The 20273-nt window shown below is 66.8% G+C and carries 18 protein-coding genes; 7 read left to right on the forward strand and 11 right to left on the reverse strand.

The annotated features are described in order from the left end of the window. The first annotated feature begins 169 nt into the window (after positions 1-169). Positions 170-1441, forward strand: a complete 1272-nt coding sequence (locus OG716_RS24890; protein WP_405133162.1) for an MFS transporter — start codon at positions 170-172, stop codon at positions 1439-1441. A gap of 28 nt (positions 1442-1469) precedes the next feature. On the opposite strand, the gene OG716_RS24895 is transcribed toward OG716_RS24890, so the two are convergent. After that, a complete protein-coding gene (locus OG716_RS24895; protein WP_405133163.1) occupies positions 1470-1712 on the reverse strand; it encodes a hypothetical protein in 243 nt (80 codons plus the stop codon). Between the two features lie 68 nt (positions 1713-1780). After that, entirely contained in the window at positions 1781-2500 is a 720-nt protein-coding gene (locus tag OG716_RS24900; protein ID WP_405133164.1) for a dienelactone hydrolase family protein, read from the reverse strand. A 206-nt stretch (positions 2501-2706) separates the two neighbouring features. On the opposite strand from OG716_RS24900, the gene OG716_RS24905 reads away from it, so the two are divergent. Beyond that, the gene (locus OG716_RS24905) at positions 2707-3699 is read left to right on the forward strand and encodes an LLM class F420-dependent oxidoreductase (RefSeq protein WP_405133165.1); all 993 of its coding nucleotides are present in this window, start codon (positions 2707-2709) and stop codon (positions 3697-3699) included. A gap of 71 nt (positions 3700-3770) precedes the next feature. On the opposite strand, the gene OG716_RS24910 is transcribed toward OG716_RS24905, so the two are convergent. Further along, a complete protein-coding gene (locus tag OG716_RS24910) occupies positions 3771-5090 on the reverse strand; it encodes a family 1 glycosylhydrolase (RefSeq protein WP_405133166.1) in 1320 nt (439 codons plus the stop codon). 106 nt (positions 5091-5196) lie between these two features. Between OG716_RS24910 and OG716_RS24915 the strand changes: the two genes are divergently transcribed. Further along, positions 5197-5763: a TetR/AcrR family transcriptional regulator gene (locus OG716_RS24915; RefSeq protein ID WP_405133167.1), complete on the forward strand. Its 567-nt coding sequence runs from the start codon at positions 5197-5199 to the stop codon at positions 5761-5763. A gap of 15 nt (positions 5764-5778) precedes the next feature. On the opposite strand, the gene OG716_RS24920 is transcribed toward OG716_RS24915, so the two are convergent. The 3 genes from OG716_RS24920 to OG716_RS24930 all read right to left on the reverse strand — a co-directional run bounded on the left by OG716_RS24920 (position 5779) and on the right by OG716_RS24930 (position 10163). After that, positions 5779-7311 (reverse strand): YfcC family protein, encoded by a 1533-nt coding sequence (locus OG716_RS24920; RefSeq protein WP_355122789.1) that lies wholly within the window; start codon positions 7309-7311, stop codon positions 5779-5781. Next, complete coding sequence (locus tag OG716_RS24925) at positions 7308-8657, reverse strand: M20/M25/M40 family metallo-hydrolase (RefSeq protein WP_405133168.1); 1350 nt, start codon at positions 8655-8657, stop codon at positions 7308-7310. The genes OG716_RS24920 and OG716_RS24925 overlap by 4 nt, the downstream gene beginning before the upstream one ends. An 87-nt stretch (positions 8658-8744) precedes the next feature. Continuing rightward, positions 8745-10163: an ROK family protein gene (locus OG716_RS24930; protein WP_405133169.1), complete on the reverse strand. Its 1419-nt coding sequence runs from the start codon at positions 10161-10163 to the stop codon at positions 8745-8747. Between the two features lie 67 nt (positions 10164-10230). Between OG716_RS24930 and OG716_RS24935 the strand changes: the two genes are divergently transcribed. Then, positions 10231-11775, forward strand: a complete 1545-nt coding sequence (locus OG716_RS24935; protein ID WP_405133170.1) for a carboxylesterase/lipase family protein — start codon at positions 10231-10233, stop codon at positions 11773-11775. A 126-nt stretch (positions 11776-11901) separates the two neighbouring features. Next, on the forward strand, positions 11902-12585 hold the full coding sequence (locus OG716_RS24940; RefSeq protein WP_405133171.1) for a hypothetical protein: 684 nt from the start codon (positions 11902-11904) through the stop codon (positions 12583-12585). 22 nt (positions 12586-12607) lie between these two features. Here the strand turns inward: OG716_RS24940 and OG716_RS24945 are convergent, their stop codons facing one another. Genes OG716_RS24945 through OG716_RS24955 form a run of 3 tightly spaced genes read right to left on the reverse strand, consistent with a single transcriptional unit; the run spans position 12608 to position 16010 of the window. Further along, positions 12608-13555, reverse strand: a complete 948-nt coding sequence (locus OG716_RS24945; protein WP_405133172.1) for a hypothetical protein — start codon at positions 13553-13555, stop codon at positions 12608-12610. Between the two features lie 8 nt (positions 13556-13563). Continuing rightward, on the reverse strand, positions 13564-14991 hold the full coding sequence (locus tag OG716_RS24950) for a pyridoxal phosphate-dependent aminotransferase (RefSeq protein WP_405133173.1): 1428 nt from the start codon (positions 14989-14991) through the stop codon (positions 13564-13566). Continuing rightward, positions 14988-16010 (reverse strand): helix-turn-helix transcriptional regulator, encoded by a 1023-nt coding sequence (locus OG716_RS24955; RefSeq protein WP_405133174.1) that lies wholly within the window; start codon positions 16008-16010, stop codon positions 14988-14990. Before OG716_RS24955 ends, OG716_RS24950 begins: the two co-directional genes overlap by 4 nt. A gap of 440 nt (positions 16011-16450) precedes the next feature. Here OG716_RS24955 and OG716_RS24960 point away from each other — a divergent pair, with 440 nt between their 5' ends. After that, complete coding sequence (locus OG716_RS24960; RefSeq protein WP_405133175.1) at positions 16451-16873, forward strand: hypothetical protein; 423 nt, start codon at positions 16451-16453, stop codon at positions 16871-16873. 39 nt (positions 16874-16912) lie between these two features. Here the strand turns inward: OG716_RS24960 and OG716_RS24965 are convergent, their stop codons facing one another. Continuing rightward, on the reverse strand, positions 16913-18415 hold the full coding sequence (locus OG716_RS24965; RefSeq protein ID WP_405133176.1) for a flavin-containing monooxygenase: 1503 nt from the start codon (positions 18413-18415) through the stop codon (positions 16913-16915). A 137-nt stretch (positions 18416-18552) separates the two neighbouring features. Continuing rightward, on the reverse strand, positions 18553-19560 hold the full coding sequence (locus tag OG716_RS24970) for a diiron oxygenase (RefSeq protein WP_405133177.1): 1008 nt from the start codon (positions 19558-19560) through the stop codon (positions 18553-18555). A 149-nt stretch (positions 19561-19709) separates the two neighbouring features. On the opposite strand from OG716_RS24970, the gene OG716_RS24975 reads away from it, so the two are divergent. Then, on the forward strand, positions 19710-20273 hold the full coding sequence (locus tag OG716_RS24975; RefSeq protein WP_405133178.1) for a PadR family transcriptional regulator: 564 nt from the start codon (positions 19710-19712) through the stop codon (positions 20271-20273).

Below are 20273 nucleotides of genomic sequence, written 5' to 3' on the forward strand. Positions count from 1 at the left end.
CATCGACCTCCGCCGGCGCTCTGACCACCTCGGCCACAACCGCTTCGGCGCACTGCACGACCGCCGCTCTCTCGGCTGGAGCGACTGCCACCACTCCCAGCGCCGCTTTCACCCCCGCCGATGCCGACCACCCGATGGATGCGCACAGCATGAGGTCGAGAGGACTGTGATGACAACATCGACCTCCGCCGGCGGCCTGACCGACACCGGCGCAACATCTTCCAGCGCTGCTTCCGGTCGGTTCGGCGCTGGACCGCAGTCGTCGAGTCGCGCGTGGATGAGCGTGGCGGGGGCGATCTTCGCGATTGCCTGGGGTGGAAACGAATTCACGCCGCTGCTGGTCATGTACAAGCGGGACGGGTTGCCGGTCACCACGGTTGACCTGCTGCTGTTCGAGTACGTGCTGGGCATCGTGCCCGCGCTGCTGATCGGCGGGCCGCTGTCGGATCGCTATGGGCGGCGGCTGCTCATGCGGCCGGCGCCGCTGATCGCTGCGGCCGGGTCGCTGCTACTGGCATTCGGATCATCTTCCGTACCAATGCTTTCCGCCGGTCGCGTGCTGTGCGGTATCGCACTCGGACTGGCCATGGCGGTCGGCAGCAGCTGGCTCAAGGAGCTGTCGCAGCCGCCGTTCGCGCCCGAAACCGCCTCCGGCACCGGGGCGCGACGCTCGGCCATGAGTCTCACCGGTGGATTCGGCGTCGGAGCGGGTGTGGCCGGTGTGCTCGCGCAGTGGGGTCCCCGGCCGGACACCCTGCCCTATCTGATCAATGCCGGGCTCTGCCTGGCCGCGGCGGTGTGGCTGGCTCGCGCGCCGGAAACGACTGTGCCGCAGCGGACCACGGGCCGACTGCTGGATGATCTGAAGGTTCCGGTCGGCGCGCACCGGCGCTTCCGCCTGGTCGCGCTGCCGATCGCGGTGTGGCTGTTCGCCTGTTCCGCAACGGCGTACGCCATCATGCCGACCCTCATGATGCCCAAGGTGCACGGCGCACCCATCGCGTTCTCGGCCCTGATCACCGTGATCACCCTCGGCTGCGGTTTCGGCATCCAATCGGTGGCGCGCAAGCTGGACCGGCCGGGCACCATCCGGCTGCCGGTACTGGCGCTGACCCTGATCATCGCCGGATTGGCGCTGGCCGCACCGGCCTCCGGCGCGCTGACCCTGTGGCTGACCATCGCCACCGCGATCGTCCTCGGCCTGGGCTTCGGCATCGGCCTGGTCGCCGGACTGCTGGAGATCGAGCGCATGGCCCGCCCCGACGACCTCGCCGGACTGACCGCCGTCTTCTACGCCGTCAGCTACCTCGGCTTCGGTTTCCCGGCGGTCATGGCCGTGCTGCACGACAGCACCGGCGTCAGCTATCCCGCTATGTTCACCGCCCTCACCCTCGCCGCCGCGGCCTGCCTCACCCTCATCACTCGCTGCCGCCGCGGCTGAGCCCCTTCCGGAGATTGCGCCGCGAGCCTTACAGTCGGTGCAGATGTAGTGAGTGCGCGGGCATCGGCGCGGGACTGGAGCGGTCGCCGTGGACCTGTGGGACCAGATCAATCAACCCGTGACGTACGCGATCCCGTTCTTCGTGCTCGCCCTGGTCGTCGAGATCATCTCGCTGCGCGCGCACGGCGAGGAGCGGGCGGGGTACGAGCAGGGCGATGCGCGCAACAGCCTGGTTGGGCGCGGTATCGGTGTTCGTCAGTGGGGCGGCCAAGTTCGTCGCGCTGATCGGTTACGCTGGCGAGACCTGCGCTCCAGCAGGAGGATTCGAGACTGGGCCGGTTATGCGTTCGGTCCGCCGGGCTGGGCGCCGGGCGACAGATGGGTGTCGAAGAAGGCGAAGATGCGCGACCAGGCGTCGCGGGTGGCGTCCTCGTCGTAGCCGAGGCCCAGTACGCGGACCAGGGGCTGGGCCGGATGATGGTCGGCGAAGGAGTGTCCGACACCCGGATAGGTCTTCACATCGTGATCGATGCCGAGCTCGGTGAGTGCACGTTCGAGCTTGGCGCCGCTGCCGATATTCTGCGGATCCCGCGAACCGTAACTGGCGACGACCGGGCACGAGCCGCGCAGTACTTCGTCGTACTTGGCGCGACCCGCCGGGTAGAACGGGGCTGCGGCGTCGAAGCCCTCGGGCGCCACCAGCAGGGCGAACCCGCCGCCCAGGCAGAACCCCACGACGGCGATCTTGCCCGTGCAGTTCGGATCCGCGGCAAGCTGGTCGCGGGCGGCGAGAATATCGCGAACCGCACCGCCCTTACCGCTGAACATCAGGTCCCGGATCATGCTCGGCACGCAGCGGACCGCACCGCGCGAGAACAGATTGGGGGCGAGCGCGAGATAGCCGTTGTCGGCCAGCATCCGGGTGGTCTCGCGCATCGCCGTGTGCACTCCGACCATGTCGTGCAGGACCACCACCCCCGGCCACGGCCCCTCCCCCGCCGGCGTCTCCAGGTTGGCCTCGACGGGTCCGTCCGGCGCGTTCAACTGTATTGAGCTCACCGTCGAGCTCCCTCCCCTAGACGTGCGAACACGGGATGATCGCTGCCGCAGAATTCTAGTTCGTCCCCGGACCACATCTCCCGGTTTCGGGACGACTCGAACACCAGCATTAGGCGCGCCCAGCGCCGAATGGTTGCCCATCCGCCGTGGAGCGGTAACAGTGGTTCGCGGTATTCGCAGACCGAGATCAAACGGAGGAGTCACTCGTGCGCTTCGGCCATTTCATTCCCCAGGGCTGGCGGCTCGACCTGGTCGGCATCGACCCGGCGCAGCAGTGGGGTGTGATGCGCGACCTCGCCCAGCGTGCCGATGCGACGGAGGCCTGGGAGTCGGTCTGGGTGTACGACCACTTCCACACCGTGCCCGAGCCCACCGAGGAGGCCACCCACGAGGCGTGGACGCTGATGTCGGCCTTCGCCGCCGGCACCTCGCGAATTCGGCTGGGGCAGATGTGCACCGCGATCAGCTACCGCAATCCGGCCTATCTGGCGAAGGTCGCGGCGACGGTGGATCTGATTTCCGGCGGGCGCCTCGAAATGGGCATCGGCGGCGGCTGGTACGAGCACGAATGGCGCGCCTACGGCTACGGATTCCCTTCCCCCGGTGAGCGTCTGGGCCGATTGGACGAGGGGGTGCAGATCTTCAAACAGGCCTGGACCAAGGGTTCCGCGACGCTCGACGGTAAGCACTACCAGGTCGACGGCGCCATCGTCCGCCCACTTCCGTTGCAGGAGGGCGGTATTCCGATCTGGATCGCCGGCGGCGGCGAGAAGGTGACGCTGCGCATCGCGGCGAAGTACGCGCAGTACACCAACTTCTCCGGAGATCCGGCCGAATTCGCGCACAAGTCCGAACTACTGCGCGGCCACTGTGCCGCCGTCGGCACCGATTTCGATGCCATCACCCGCAGCTCGAACTTCAATACGATCGTCGGCGCCACCGAGGCCGAGGTCCAGGACCGCCTCGCCGCCCTCGAGGATCGCTTCACCCCGATCCTCGGCGCCGAGGCGGCAAAGGGCCACGTGGACAACCTCTTCCGCACCAGCCCCGCCGTCGGAACGCCGGAGCAGGTCGTCGAAAAGCTCAGCCGCACCACGGCCCTCGGCCTCTCCTACGCCATCCACTACTTCCCCGAACTGGCCTACGACACCTCGGGCATCGAACTGTTCGAGCGAGAGGTGATCCCCGCCCTGCGCTGACGGCGATCACTCGGCCATCCGCCTCGTCATCCCGGAGGTCCATCGTCATCCCGGCATGCTTTCGGCAGAGATCAGCGCGGCACGGTCACCGGATCGGTGCAGCTGGCCACGGCGTCGACCAGCGAGCAGGACTGCGGGTTGTGGGTCGGACGGTAGTCGGCCGGGACGCCGCCGTTGTGGGTGATGGCGGTGTAGGCCGGGACCGCGTCGGTGGGCTGCCGGGTGAGGGTGGGATCGGTCAGCACATCGACGGTGTAGAGGCCGAATCGCGGGGTGTAGGAGCCCCATTCGTAATTGTCGGTGAGGCTCCAGTAGTTGTAGCCCATGACGTTCATGCCGTCGGCCTTGGCGCGCTGGATCCAGTAGATGGTGTCGCGCAGGTCGTCGCCGCGGCTGTAGCCGTCGGCGCGCGGCTTACCGTTCTCGGTGGGCATGCCGTTCTCGACGATATAGAGCGGCTTACCGGGGAACTGACGTGAATAGTGTTGCAGGGCATAGTAGATGCCCTCCGGCTGCAGCGGGTTGTTCCACAGCTGGCTGAGGTTCTGCACCGATGAGGTGAGGGTGTCCGGCGAGAGGCCGTAGTAGTAGTCGATGCCGACGAAATCGATCTTCGCGGCGATCTTGTCGATGAACGGCTTGTTGATCGCATCCTCGCCGCCGGGGATGTAGGCGACATTGCTGGTCACCATGGCGCCGGGCTGCACCTGGTGGATGTGGTCGTAGATGGCATTGTGCGCCTGCGCGATTCGGTCCTGCATACCCGGCACGTCGGCGGCCGGAAGCCCGCCGTGCCGCAGTTCGTTGAGCCCGTAGAAGGTGGGCTCGTTGAAGGTCACCCACAGCGGATTGTCGTGCGCATAGCGATCCACGACGGTACGGGCATTGGCCAGCCAGTCATCGACCATGCCGGGGTTGTGCCAGCCGCCGCGATCGACCTCCCAGCCCGGGAACACCCAGTGGTCCAGGGTGATCATGGGCCGCATACCGGCGGCGGTGATCTTCCCGATCACACTGTCGTAGAAGCGCAGTCCGTCCTCCGACCACACACCGGGCTGCGGCTGCACGCGCGCCCACTCGATGCTGATCCGGTACACCTTCACGCCGAGACCGGCAGCCAGATCGATATCAGAGGCGTAGCGATCGAAGAAGTCCACCGAGTCGTTGTACGGGTCGTCGGTCTTGCCCTGCGCCACGTACCGGGACCAGTTGCTGTCGGGCGCGTGGCCCTCGGACTGGAAGCCGGAGGCCGCCACGCCCCAGAGGAAGTCGGGCCCGAGCGGCGCGACCTGCGTGGGCGCCTCGGGGCGGGCATATGCCGGAGTGGCGCCCAGGACCAGGGTGGCGGCGACGAGAGCTGTGGGAACAAGAGCTCGGGGACGGAATCGCATCGGGACCGGTTTCTCCTTCGCTGTTCGCGGCGAGGGCCGCTTTGAAAACCGTACATCGCTCGGTTTTGGGGTGCAAGAAGCCGCGTGTGAGCTCTAGACTCGATCCGTGGCGAAACGGGGGCCCTACGGCAAGGGCATCGAACGACGGGAGCAGATTCTCGAAGCAGCACTGCGCACCATTGCGGAGCGCGGTTTCCTGGCCACCTCCGTCGCCGAGCTGGCCGAGGCGGTCGGACTGAGCCAGGGCGGGCTGCTGCACTACTTCGGATCGAAGGAAGAGCTCTTCGTCGCCGTCCTGCGCAAGCGCGACGAGGCCGATATGGTCGCGCTGCGCGCTCCCGATCCGGCGGCCTACATTGCGGTGATTCGACGAAATGCCCAGGTGCCCGGCCTGATCGAACTCTTCACCCATATGCAGGCGGCCGCGGCCGATCCGCGTCATCCGGCTCACGCCTATATGAAGGAGCGGTATCGCCAAGGCACCGAGGCGTTTTCGCAGGCCCTGCGCAGTATGCAGGAGGCCGGCACGCTGCCCGCACACGTCGATGCCGATGCCGCCGCCACCACCTTCTTCGCCCTCTCCGACGGATTGCAATCGCGGTGGCTGATCGACCCGAGCCTCGATATGGCCGCCCATCTGGAATTGGTGTGGCGCAACCTCATCGGCGCCTGATGCCGGACCGGACATTCAGCCGATCCAGGCCGCCACCGCGAGGAACGCACAGGTCAGCACGAAGAGAATGACCATGAGCGGCACCACGAACTTCACGTAGCGGTCGTAGCGCACCTTCGCCAGGGCGATGCCACCGGTGACCACGGCCGTGGTGGGCGTGACCAGATTCGCCCAGCCCGACGCCGACTGCCAGGCCGTAACCACCAGGGAGCGCGGCACATTCGCGAAATCGGCGAGCGGAGCCATGATCGGCATGGCCAGCGTGGCATGGCCGGAGGTGGAGGGGATCAGGAAGGCCAGCGGGATGTTCACCAGGAATACCGCGACCGCGAACACCGCCGAGGAGGTACCGGTCACCACACCTTCCAGGGCATGCAGCACGGTGCTGGTGATCTGGGTGTTGTTCATGATCACCGTGACGCCGCGGGCGAGCACGATCACGATGCCGGCGCCCACGAAATCGCCGAAGCCCTTGCCGATCGCCTCGGACATCCTGCCCTCGCCCAATCCGCCGATCAGGCCCACCACCACCGCACCGACCAGGAACAGTGCGGTGAGCTCCGGGAAGTACCAATCCAATTCCCACGGAAAGGATTTCGCGTCCGGTCCCTTGATCACGGTCGCCCACGGAATGATGGCGAAGATCATGAACGCGAAGGTGAGGCCGACCATCCACAGCACCGCGACCTGGCGGCGGGTCATCGGATCCGGTTCGTGCTCTTCGGCTTTCACCTCGCGGTCGCCCGGCAGCCAGCCCGACCAGGACTTGTCCGGGTCCGACTTCACCCGGCGCGCGTACCAGAGCACATACGCGACCGTGACGAGGGTGAGCACCACCAGCATGGCCAGGCGCAGCACAATGCCGTCGCCGATCGGCACCCCGGCGGCCGAGGAGGCGGTGCCGGTCGCGAAAGGATTGACGGTCGAGCACATGACGCCGACGCCCGCACCGCAGATGATGGCGCCGACCGCGGTCATACGGTCGTAGCCCAGTGCCAGCATCAGCGGCACCAGCAGCGCGTAGAAACCCAGGGTCTCCTCGGCGAAGCCCTCCACCGTGCCCGCGACGGCGAAGACCACCATGATGCCGACGATGAGCAGGAAGGACCGGCTGCGCAGCTTGTAGGCCAGCCGCCCGATACCGCTGTCCAGCGCGCCGGTCGCGAAGGCGACGGTGATGAATGCGCCCACGGCCAGCACGAACAGGAACACCGCGGCCGCACCGTACAGCGAGCCGGACATATCGGGCGCGACCTGGCCGGTCTTGGGGTCCTGAATGCCGTAGAGGCCGTTGATCGGCGCGAGGAACAGATCCCGCAGCCGCGCCGTGAAACCCTTCGCGCCCTCGATCCGGTGATACGACCCGGCAATGGTGTGCCCCTTGTCATCCACCCGGTACGCACCGGGCGGGATCACGAAGGCCGCCAGCCACACCGCGACGGTGACGCCGGCGAGGATCGTATAGGTGGAGGGGAAGCCCCGCTTCTTGCGGTGCTGAGCGGGTTTCGGCTCGGACTCCGGATCGGCGGTCGCGGTGGTTTCGCTCATTTGCGCATCCTGTTCGCGAACAGTTGGAAGAATTCCGCCTCCGCGAGCGCCACATTGGCCAGTTCGCTCAGCAGTACGCGCTCATTGAAGCCGTGCATATTGCAGTTGGAATCCTCGGCGCCGATCATGATCACCTCGGCGGCCGGATTGGCCGTGGCCATCGAATTGGTGAGCGGGATGGAGCCGCCCATGGCCGAATCGACCACCTCGGTATTCCACGCCTTGCCCATGGCCTCACGCATGGCGGCATACGCGGGACCGGTTGTGCCCGCGGCGAATCCGGAGCCGACATCACCGCCGGTGACCGTGAGCTCGATGCCGTAGGGCTTGACCTTCTTCAGATGTTCGATGACGGCGCGCTGCCCCTCGGCCGGATCCTGTTCGGGATGCACGCGCACATTCAGATAGGCCTTCGCGTACGGAATCACCGCGGACGCAGCGGTTTTCACCGGCGGAGCGTCGAGCCCGATGACCGTGATGGCGGGCCCGTACCAGATACGCTCACCAATCGGCCCGGTGCCGAGCAGCGGCATTCCCGGTGCCATACCGGTGATTTCGGCGAATTCCTCATCCGTGTAGTTCGCTCCGGTCCACTTGTCCCGGCGCAGACCCTCGACCGCGACATTGCCCTCGGCATCGTGCAGCGTGGCCAATCCGGCCATGAGGGCGAGCAGCGCATCCGGTGCGGCACCGCCGAATTGGCCGGAGTGCACCGGGGTCGCCAGGGTGCGGACCTCGACGAAGACATCGGCGACCCCGCGCAGTGCGGTCACCAGGGTGGGGGCGCCCGCGCGAATATTGCCGGCATCGCAGATGAGCAGGGCATCGGCCTGGAACAACTCCGGCTTCTCGGCCGGGTAATCGTCGAAGCCCGAGCCGAACTCCTCCTGACCCTCGATGACGAGGGTGACGCCGACCGGCGGTTTACCGCCGTAGGCCCGCAGTGCGCCGATATGCGCGACCACATTGGATTTGCAGTCGGCCGCGCCGCGGCCGTAGATCGCGCCGTCCTGCTCGGTCGGAGTGAACGGCGGTGTGTTCCAGAGACTTTCGTCGCCGGAGGGCTGCACGTCGTAGTGCCCGTAGAGCAGGACGGTCGGCGCACCCGGCGGCGGTGGAATGCGGGCGTAGATGACCGGGGAGGTATCCGGCAGATTCAGCACCTGAATATCGCCGACACCGGACTTCCGCAATTCATCGGCAATGAGATCGTGCGCCCGCTGCACGTTCTCCTTGGGATAGTCCGGGAAGGCGATGGAGGGAATGGCGACCAGCTGCTTCAGCAGGTCCTTCAGCTCGGGCAGCAGGTCGCCGACTGTGCTTCGCAGGTCCTGGCGCAAGTCCATGCCGCTATAAAACCATCCCGGCCAGTCGTTTCAGCGAATCTGCGGCGAGTTTCCCGCGACGGAAATTCGGGGTTACCGGGCGGGACATCAGGCCCGAGTGGGCAATGGGAGCAGCGGCACCGACGCGGGATCGGAAAGCACAGTGCGCCTGGCGAATTCGATCGCACCGAGCAGCATGGCATCCTCCCCCAGCACTGCCGGGGCAATGGTCGAACGCAGCCCGGGAGCGAGGGCGCGGCGACCGGCGAGCTGCTGCTCGATGCTCGGGGCCAGCCAGGGAAACCAGTGTGCGAGCAGGCCGCCCAGCACGATCTCGTCGACATCGAGCAGGGCGGTGACCGACAGAATCACCGCACCCAGCGCCTGCCCGGCGGTGCGGACGGCCGCTACGGCCGGTGCGTCGGCGGCGCCCAGCGCCTCGACCAATCGAGTCGAGGTGGCGTGCAAGCCCTCACGAATCAGCAGGTCACCCAGGCCCGCGGCGGTGAGGACCGCCTCCGGCCCGGCATAGAGCACCAGGCAGCCGTGCGCACCGCAGACGCACTGCGGACCGTCCAGCGCGACCGGCATATGCCCGGGTTCGCCGGCGATGCCGTGGCTGCCGATCTGAATGCGGCCGTCCAGCACCACACCGCCGCCGATCCCCGTACCCGCCTCGATGAGCACCAGCCCGCGCTGCCGCGGCCGGGCGTGATATTCCGCGAACGCCGCCGCATTGCCGTCATTGATCACATCCACCGGACAATCCAAGTCCGGCAGCCGCGCGGCCACCAGCTCGCCCAGCCGAACCGGTTGCAGCCAGCCGAAATCCGGGGCCATGACCACGGTCTGCGCAGCATCATCCCGCACCGGACCCGCCATGGCGATCACCACACGCACAAGCACAGACTCGGCCGCCGCAGCGATCCCGTCAGCCGTTCCGTACGCAGCGTCAGGAACGCCGGGCGCATCCGGGACAGCCTCGGCCGACGCGATGGACTCGCACTCCCCTCCGCGCTTCTCAGCTGCCACTTCGGCATTCGATGTGACCGCCGCGCGTTGGACGCGACGTACCGTCGCAGCCACCACGTCCGCCATCGCCTCGGGCGTGCCCGGTGCGCAGTTGTGCGGCGCAGCCTCACGCCAGATGACCGCACCCGCGAGGTCCGCGACAACCACGCGCAGCTGCTCGGAGCTGATCTGCACCGCCACCGACAGCGCGCGCCGGGGCGCGAGCCGTAGTGGGCGTCCGGGGCGTCCGCGGCCGCCGCTGCGGAGGGCGTTGTCCTCACACACCAGGCCGCGCTCCACCAGATCACCGACCAGTGTCGTGACGGAGCCGTGCGCGAGTCCGGTGGCCGTCGCGACCTCGGTGCGCGCGCAGGGACCGTGCGCGGCGATGTGCCGCAGCACCAGCCCCAGATTGCGGCGGCGAACTGCGGCGGAGTCGCTCGGCGGGACAGCGGCGGAGTCGCTCGGCGGGACAGCGGTGGCGGCCTTCGGGCTGCCCGTGTGTGCGTGGTCCACGAGTCGACATTATGCTGGCCATGATTTATTTCAACCGTTGACTTATATTCGGGACCAGAGGTTTGCCATGCTCACACCGCAGCTCGGACGTCGTTCACTACTGCTGGGGGCGGGCGTCCTGGCCCTGGCCACCGCGTGTTCGACCACGAAATCCGGCAGCAAGGGCGACTCCGGCACCGTTACCACCACCTACGGCCCGGTCAGCGGCGTGCACCGCGATACCGGCACCGCGTACCTCGGCATCCCGTACGCCCAGCCGCCCGTGGGCGATCTGCGATTCGCCGCCCCGGTACCGCCCACCCCGTGGCGCGAGGTCCTCGATTGCACCAAGTACGGACCCACCGCACAGCGCAAATCCCTCACCGAGGTGACCGCCATCCCCGAGCCCTCCATTCCGGGTGACGGTGTGCTCAACCTCAATGTCTTCACCCCGAGCCCCGGCAAGGACGCCACACTGCCTGTGCTGGTGTGGATTCACGGTGGCGGCTTCGTCGCCGGCAGTGCGGCCAGCCCCTGGTACGACGGCGCGGCCTTCAATCGCGACGGCGTGGTCGTGGTGTCCGTCGGATACCGGCTCGGCATCGAGGGCTTCCTGCATCTGGAGGGCGCACCCGATAATCGCGCGGTCCTCGACTGGATCGCGGCGCTGACCTGGGTGCGGGACAATATCGCGGCCTTCGGTGGCGATCCGGGCCGGGTAACCGTCGCGGGTCAGTCCGCCGGCGGCGGCGCGGTGTGGGCGCTCATGGCCGCACCCTCCGCGAAAGGCCTTTTCCACGCGGGCATTTCGGAATCGGGCGCACTCTCGCAGCCCAATGCCCGGGCGGACGGATTGGCCGTGGCGGACCTGTTCACCAAGCGGACCGGCCTCCCGGCGACCGCCGCCGCGCTGCACGATCTCACCGGCAGTCAGATCCAGGATCTCGAGGACAAACTGCGCGCTGTCGGCCCCGGCAGTGAGACCGTGCCCGCGCTCGGCCTGGCGCCTTTCGTGGACGGCGCCCTCATCCCGCTGTCCTCGACGGAGCTGCTGAAATCCGGTGGCGCAACCAATGTTCCGCTGCTGCTCGGCTTCACCCGCGACGAGTTCAACGGTATGACCCGCGATCAGCCGATCACCGATGCCGCTCTGCCCGCCGCCTTCGCCGCCATGGGCCTGCCCGCCACCGATATCGACGGTTTCCGCACCGCCTACCCCGGTGACGCCGCACCCCAGCTCCTCGGCCAGGCGCAGAGCGATCTGATGCTGCGTGCACCCGCCTACCGTGTCGCCGAGGACCGCGCCACCCGCAACCAGCCCACCTGGCTCTACGAATTCACCTGGGAATCAACGGCTCCGGAGTACAAGGGCATGTCCTTCCACTGCCTGGATGTGCCCTTCGCCTTCGACTGCCTGCGCGCCCAGGGCGTCACCGCCGTGGCCGGCGACAATCCGCCCCAGGCCCTCGCCGATGCCGTGCACAAGAGCTGGGTTTCCTTCGCCACCAACTCCGATCCCGGCGTCGGCTGGCCGCGCTATACCCTCGACAAGCGCGAAACCATGATCTGGTCGGATTCGCCCCGCGTTCACACCGACCCGTTCGCAGCTCAGCGGGCGCTCTGGCTCCGCTGACCGCAGGGTGACCGGCGGAACAGCATCGTTCGCTGTTTGAATGGCAAACTGGGGGCTACTACTCCGAAGGCAGGGTATGTCGAGACGGACGGATGGTTCCAGATGCTCGAGTTTCGCAGGTGGGTAGTGCCTGCCGCGGTGGTCGCCACGATGGGGCTGTCCGCGGTCCCGGCGGCCGAAGCACAGGCCGATCCCGGCGATACGCAGGCAGCACTGGGCGGCGGGTCCGGAATCGTACTGGGCCGGTCCACCAAGTGCAGTTTGACCACGATCGGGTACGACGGGGCCGGGCGGCTGGTCGGGTTCACCGCCGGACACTGCGGTGATGCCGGTACCGCGGTGTCGGGAGAACAGTTCCCCGATGCGGGCGTGGTCGGCCGGGTCGCCAGCTCCGATCCGCAACTCGATTACGCCGTAATCGAATTCGACCCCAATGCTGTCGCACCGATGAGCACCGTCGGTGGCACCACCATCGCGGGAGTGGGCGGCGTTCCTTCCGCCTGGGATGTGGTGTGCCAGAACGGCCGCACCAGCGGCCGGGCGTGCGGAGTCGTATGGTCCTCCGGCCCAGGAGGATTCATCGATCAGGCCTGCTCCAGCTACGGTGACTCCGGCGGCCCGCTGACCGTGGACGATCGCCTGGTGGGCCTGGTCTCCAGTGTCCTCATCAGCGATACCCGAGCGCTCCGCCTGAGCTGTACCTCGTCCGCGAATCCCGTGCACTCCCCCGTTATCGCGGTGTCATGGGATGCCATCCGCGCCGCCGTCGACACGAACAACGGTGTGGGCGCGGGCTTCCAACCGGCCTGAGACCATCGGTGGCGCAATCGGACTATCCGGAGTGGGTCGTCAAACCCAGGATGGCGGCCGCGGTGGCAGCGCCGTACGCGCGACTGGCGGTGTGCGGGCGTTCGGCCGGGAAGTTGGAACGGTGCATGACTTGCACGTTTCTGCCCAGCCGCACCGTGGTATTCGCCTCGGTCGCAATGCAATTGCCACCGGCCTTGGCGGTGAGGTCGACAACGACCGCACCCGCGGTCAGCGCATCGAGGGCGGCCTGATCGATCAGGAGGGGCGCGGAATTGCCGCGATGCCCGGCGGCGCAGATGATCAGCTCCGGATCGGCTCCGGAGATGCACGCGGCGATCGCGGCCGGATCGGGCCGCAGCAGGAAGGTGCCCGCACCGGATTCGAGCACCGTGTTCTCCTGGTCGGCCCGGCTGCCGATCGCGGTCGGCGGCAGGTCGCCCTGGGCTACCGCCGCGGCGATCGCCGCGAGCCCGGCTCGGCCGCAACCGACGATCAAGGCCCTGACTCGGCGCTGCCGCACCCGCTCGGGCAAGAGCGCTCGGCCCGTGCGATAGGCGACGTCACCGGCGATTCGACTCATGGCCGACAGCGGATCGAGCTGCGCCGACCCAGAACCGGACGGAATGTGCTCGAACGCAATCGATCTCACGCCGCGATCATCCAGCGCGGCGATCCGCGCCTGCCGATGAATCGGATCCTGGAAGCCCATCAGCGACTGACCCCGGCGCAGGGGCATCGAATCCAGGTTGTACACAGGGGGTTTCACCCACGCAATGATGTCGGCCGCGAAAACCTGTTCCGGCCCCGGCACAATCGAGGCTCCGGCATCACGATAGGCCGCATCGGTGAAGTCGGCCGCCCAGCCCGCGCCCTGTTCCACCAGCACGTGCACTTCCCGGCGCGACAATTCCGCCACATCGTCGGGTGTGAGTGCGACGCGCAGTTCGTGCGCGGCCGTCTCCCGTGGCACTCCGACGATCATGATGCGACGGGGATGGCGGGAATTCGGCGCTCCAGCAGCGCATCTCCGTAGGACATGCCGGCGCGCAGCCGTCCGAGCAGGTATTCCATCCGGTCGAAGAGCTCGGCCAGCAGCTGGGGAGCGTCCTCCTCTTGACCGGCCCCGTAGCGCGGCGCCGCCGCATTGAGCCGCACTCCCAGCCGCCGGGAACCGGTGCGATCCAAAGCGACGCAGTCGATTCCGGCCACGGTGAGCAGCAGGTCCTCCAGCTCCGAACTGGTGTGCACCCCCGCGGCAGCCATCAGGCCCGGCTCGAATTCGACGGTGAGGAACATGCCCTGCCGACTGCCCAGCGGCCGTAGCAGTTCGGCGCCGAACCGGGCATTGACCGCGCTCAGTAGCGCACAGGCCGCATCGACCCGACCACGCAGCAGGGTGCGGTTGTGCGCCAGCAGCTCGCCGGTGGTGTGCTCGATGGTGGCCCGGGCCAGATGGGTGGTCTCCCGCTGGAACGACACCCGCAACCGGTCCCGGATCTCGTCCAGCCACACGGTGTTCCCGGTGCAGGCCGCGCCGAGCTTGCACGGCCCGAAGGCGTTGTAGGCCTTGGAATTACCGGTAATGCTGAGCACCCGGTCGTAGAGTCGCACCGGGCCGTCCGGAGTGGGCACGGACAGGGCGGCGATCGGCAGATGGCCATCCACCAGCAGATCGAAGGACATATCGCAGATGATCGGCACCTCGGCGGCGACCAGGACCCGGCCGATCTCGGTCAGTTCCTCGACGGTGTACTCCGCGACCACCGGATTGCCGGGCAGCGTGAGCATGACGCCACACAGATTCCCCTGGCGCGCATGCTCTTCCAAGCAGCGTTCGAGCGCGGCCGGGTCCACCTTGAAGGAATCATCCGCGGTCGCCGGGCTCGACACCATGCGCAGGCCGTACTTGGCGACGTGCACGCTGGCGCTCTTGTAGTAGCCCTCCGGGCACACCAGCACACCACCGGGGCGCGCGATGGTCGCGATCGCCTCCTCCAGCAGGACGGTGCTGGAGTACGGGCATACGATGACCTCGCCCGGATCGACCTGAACACCGCGCACGCCCGGAGCCGATACCGACAGACGCTGAAAAAGCTGCTCCGCCGCCAGTTTCCGGAGAATCAGCGGCTGTCGCTTGTCGTAGAGCACCCCGTCCCGATACTCGTCCGGCTGAGTGCGGGTCATGACCTCGAGCCAGGCGGTGTTCAAGGCCGCGACCGAATCCTCGTCCATCTGCAATCCGGTCTCACCGTGATAGGCGTCGATGACACCGCGATAGGTCCGGCCGCCGGTGCCCGGAAACCAGGGCTCCGCACCGAGATAGGCCCGTGCGAACTTCTTGCGCTCATCCGAGCGGTTCGTCATGTGCACCGGATCCGGGCACAGTACGGCTGCGGTGTCGGTCACCGGGGGGCGCTTTCGGCCGAATCGACCATGCCGTCGTTCCACGCCTGCGCCAGCGCCGCGCGGAACAGGTTGCGACAGTCCTCTTCCCCGAGTCGCTGGAACCGCGCCAGCGCCGGCTGCGCCATGACCTCGTTCACCACGAGGGCCATACCGCCGCCGGTGAGGGCGTAGAGCTTGTCGAACCGGCTCTGCGCGAACCGCACATCATGCTTGAGCGCGGAGAAGCGGGTCGCGACGCGCTCGCGCCGGGCGTAGTCGTATTCGCCTGTGGTCACATAGCTCTCGTCCACGATGAGCATGCTCTGCGCATTACTGGCGTGCAGCCGGTTGACCAGGACGGTCTCCACCCCGGCCTTGACCTGCTGCCAGATTTTATCTTCATAGGCCACCACATCGGCGATCTCGTCGAGGACGTAGAGCCGGCGCACCACGATTCCGCCGGCGGCCAATCGCAGGATGGCGCTGTGGTATTCGTCGCCCAGATCGCCGCCGATGGTGCCCAGGTCCGCGGTGTGAATGGCACAGATCGCCCGGGATGCGCGGCCCAGCACGGTGAGCCAGTCATTGATGGTGTTCCACTCCCACACCGTGGCACTGCCCGAAGGTATCTGGGTCAAAACTTCTTCGGCGCGTTCGAGTTGCCGTTCGGCGATATCGCGCAGCGGTGCGACCTCGTCCCGCGCGCCGGAGGCGTCGACGAGGCTCTGCGCGATCGCCAGCACCCGCTCGACCGCCGCGGGGTCCTTGCCGAGCAGAATATTGAACCGCATGCGGAGATCGCTGTTGGCGACGTCGGCCTCGGTCTCGTTGCCGGTGGTGGGCAGCCGCTCACCCAGCACCGAGCTCAACCGCTCGCGTAGCGCGAGAGGCGGTATGCGAGTGCCGTTTTCGATCTGCTGTACCAGGCTGCGCGAGCAGCCCACCTGTTCGGCGAGCTGCAATTGCGTGAGATCGCGTTCCTTGCGGAGTCGCCGGACCTGCTTGCCGATCTGCTCGCCGTCCGCGGCGGAGCGAGACATGCGGTGTCTCCCATCGTGTTGCCTTGCTGCTGAGCCCACACGTGCCATGCGGCACCCATCCTAAGCACGATGTGTCATGTGTGCCACGCAAGTCGCGAGAGTTTTCGATTTGCAGTCTTGCAAAGATCGAAAGCGACTCCGGCAGCGCCTACTTCAACGCTGAACGGCAGTCATCTGTGCCGTGATTCCGCACAGAACCACGCCCAATCCAGGCGATCACGCGTATTTGTGAGCACATTCTCGATATTGACAGATATCTATGACACTTTCGAAGCAAATTACGATTTGAAATATCTCTGTCCAGCATGAAAACTCGCTTCTACTCAAACGTGTCATCGCCTAGCATTGGGGCACAGTCACTTTCGAACAGAGCTCCGACCGCACCGCCGGCAGTCGCAACCGAGTGACTGCAGCTCCCCCTCGAGGAGGTGTTCGCACCCATGGCCCTCGCATTCACCACATGGTTGATCACCAGTGATGTGACTCCCGAAATTGCGCTCCGGTCAACAGCTTCCGCAGATGAGTGGATCCTGAGCTGGCTGCCGGACCGCAGCCTCACCCTGGAGCAGGCCGTCAGCGGCATGGTGCTCGACGAGATCCTGAGCGATCCGGAACTCGACGACGGGGGGCTGGCATTCGAACTGGCCGCCTTCCGAGCGGCCGAACTGGGCGTCACACTCCGGGAGGTCGTGCTGCAGCTGGCAATTCGGATGGCACAGCGCGACCTGCTGCGCAGTCAGCAGAACGTCTGCATCCCGGCGCCGCACCACGGTGTCACCACAGAGACACCCGCGGCCGGACCCGGTCACTGCCACTCGCGCCGGTGCCACTGCCGACAGCAGACAGCCGCCGGTAGGGCCTGATCGGCCCTACCGGCGGCTGGTGCGGTATTCGAAGTCCGCTCAGGCGGAACGGGATTCGGCCGGTACGCCTACGGCCTTGCGGGCGCCGCGGCGAAAGCGCAGGACGCCGTCCTCGATGGCGCCCTTGCGCAGCATGGTGCGATCGCGGAAGTAATTGTTGATGACCAGCCATGGGCCGCGGGTGCCCTGACGGGGCATGACACCGTCGCCGCGCTGGATGTAGCCCGAGGTCAGCGCGCCGCCCATGAGCGAGGCCTCGGAGCGGTCGCCCTCCTCGGGGATCGCCACCACCTCGGTGTAGCCCTGGGCCTTCATATGGTTGAGCAGGCGGCAGAAGTACTCGGCGGCCAGGTCGGCCTTCAGGGTCCAGGAGGCATTGGTGTAGCCGAGGATGACCATGAGGTTGGGGACATTGCTGAGCAGTGCGCCCTTGTACGCCACCAGATCTCGCGTCCGCAGGCTCTCGCCGTCCACTTCGAGGGTGGCGCCGCCCAGCATCTGCACCTGGAGGCCGGTCGCGCTCACGATGATGTCGGCGGGCAGCTCCTCACCGGATTTCAGGCGAATGCCGGTCTCGGTGAAGGTGTCGATGTGATCGGTGGCAATGGAGGCCTTGCCGCTGCGCAGCACCTTGAACAGATCGCCGTTGGGCACCACGCACAGCCGCTGATCCCACGGGTTGTAGGACGGGGTGAAGTGCCGCATATCGATTCCGGAGCCGATCTGCGCGCGCACCATGGCGAGCATGAGCTTGCGCGAGGCCGCCGGATTGGTGCGCGAGAGCTGGTAGCTGGCCCGCTGCAGTGCGATATTGCGGGCCCGCCCGGCCTTGTAGGCAATGGCGGCAGGCACTTTCGCGAACTTCAGGCCCACGGCGACCGGGTCGTTGGCGGGCAGCGCGGCGATATAGGTGGGCGAACGCTGCAGCATGGTGACGTGCGCGGCCTTGTCGCTCATGGCGGGAATCAGCGTGATGGCGGTCGCGCCGCTGCCGATGACCACCACGCGCTTGCCCGCGTAGTCGAGATCCTCGGGCCAGTGCTGCGGATGCACGATCTGCCCGGCGAACTTCTCCTCGCCGGGGAACTCGGGCCGGTAGCCCTTGTCGTAGTCGTAGTAACCGGTACAGCCGACCAGGAAATTGGCGGTGTAGGTCTCGGTCTGGCCGGTGCCCTCGTCGAGCGCCTCGACGGTCCAGACGCCGGCTTCGCTGTTCCAGCTCGCGGTGGTCATCTTGCGGCCGAAGCGAATGTGGTCGGTGACGCCGTATTCGGCGGCGGTGTCCTCGACGTACTGGCGGATATGCGGACCGTCGGCGAGCACCTTGGTGCCGATCCAGGGCCGGAAGCCGTACCCGAAGGTGTACATATCGGAGTCGGAGCGAATGCCCGGGTACTTGAACAGATCCCAGGTACCGCCGATCGCGGTGCGGCGCTCAAGAATCAGGTAGCTGCGACCCGTGTTCTCCCTGGTCAGATGGCAGGCCATGCCGATTCCGGACAGGCCAGCGCCGATAATCAGTACGTCGACATGCCGCGTCATTGAGGTACCCGTTTCGTCTGTTCTCGCCCCGGGCTCCGTCGTCCGGGTGCCACGAGTTTACGTGTTATCGCGAGTTACGTCTACTCTGCTCGAACGCCCGCCGGCCGCAGCGGGGTCGGCGGCCGTTTTCCGGGCACTCAGGCCGCGCGCGTATGCCCGGCCCGAGCGGGCTCGGAGCGATAACGCGTGGTCGAGCCGCCGATGCCGAGCACCTTCCAGACCGTCTTGGACACCGGGTTCATCAGGCCGATGCGCTTGGCCAGCGCCCGCACATCCCCGAAGTAGCCCGCGAAGGTCTCCTTGGAGTCGGGCGATCCGAAGAACACCTCCTTGCGCACCTGCGCCGGAATGCCGAACTCCCGGAAGAACGCGCGCGGCGGAATGATGATCGCCCGGCCGCCGATCCACATGACGATCGGGAAGGCCACCGAGAGCACCAGCTTCTCCAGCGGATTCGTCTGCGGCACATGGTGTTCGAGGAATTCGTGCGCGAAGGAGATATGCCGCGCCTCCTCGGCGATATGAATCGCCATGACACCGCGCATGATCGGGTGCACCTGCTCACCCGCGCGCAGGATGGACTTCTGGATGTGGTCGATCGGCTCCTCACCCGACAGCACGGCCATGAAGAACAGATTCGGGAAGATCGACGCCAGCGGCGGCACCACGTAGGTGAGTCGCTTGAGGATCGGACCCATGCCGGGCACGTCGATCCCGATGCGGTTCACCATCTCCTGGAACATCAGGGTGTGGTTGCACTCCTCGATGACCTCGTGGGTGCAGTAGCGGAATTCGGGATCACCATTGGCCAGCTTGAAGGTGTGCTGCACCATGCCGCCGATGAGCAGCGTCTCGAATTGCAGGCCCACCTTGGCGATATTGGCCTGACGCCACAGCCCGATCTCGATCTTGCGAGCATCGGAGAGGGCCTGATACCAGGGATGCCGGGCGAACATATCCCCGGCTTCGGGCAGAATCCAGCGCCGGTCACGCGGGTTCACCGCGAAATCCGGGCTGTCCCAATCGATATCGGTGAAAGGATCGAAGTGCTTGTCGACCGAGCCCTGCGACAGCAGCAGCACCTTCTCGGCATACTGCTGTGCGAGTTCGACCGTGGGGTCGGCTTTTACGGGTGCTGACGCCATTGTCAGGGCCTCTCAGGAGTGACTCAACTAACTGTTCCCCATGGTTACATCTAAATTGGCAGGCCGTCAACAGCGGGAGCCGCTTCGATAATCCCCTGCAATGCAGCGGGCAGCACGGCGATAGCTGCGCGAGCACATAGGCTGAGTTCATGCTGGACATCCTCATCCTGGGCATGCTGAGCCTGCGCCCGCTCTCGGGCTACGACCTGGGCAAGTGGATGGACGGGCCGGGGCGCTTCATCGGCTATCGGGTCTCACTGCCGCAGGTGTATCGCACGCTGGGCAAACTCGTCGATCGCGGACTGGTCGAATTCGAGGTGGACGCGCGGGCGGGAAAGCCCGATGCCAAGGTGTATCGGCTGACCGACGCCGGTCGGCGGGCCTACCTGGACTGGGCGCAGAGCCCGTACGAACCGGCGCCGCGGCCGATGGACCCCGACTTCATGCTGCGGTTCATGTTCGCCGGAATGCTCGGGCGCGGCACCGCGATCGAGGTGCTGCGCACCGAGCTCGACTATCGGCTGGCCCAGGTGCGCACCCCGACCCGCGTCGATGAGCTGAAGGGTGCGCTCGCACCCATCAGCGAGATCGACGGGGGCTGGGCCGCCGAGGTCCTGCGGGCGGCGCACGAGCAGGGGCGCGCCTCCACCGCCTCCTATATCGGCTGGCTCCAGGTCACCCTCGCCGATTTCGAGAATCGCCCCGAGGACTGA

It is taken from the genome of Nocardia sp. NBC_01388, assembly GCF_045040085.1.
Classification (GTDB): domain Bacteria; phylum Actinomycetota; class Actinomycetes; order Mycobacteriales; family Mycobacteriaceae; genus Nocardia.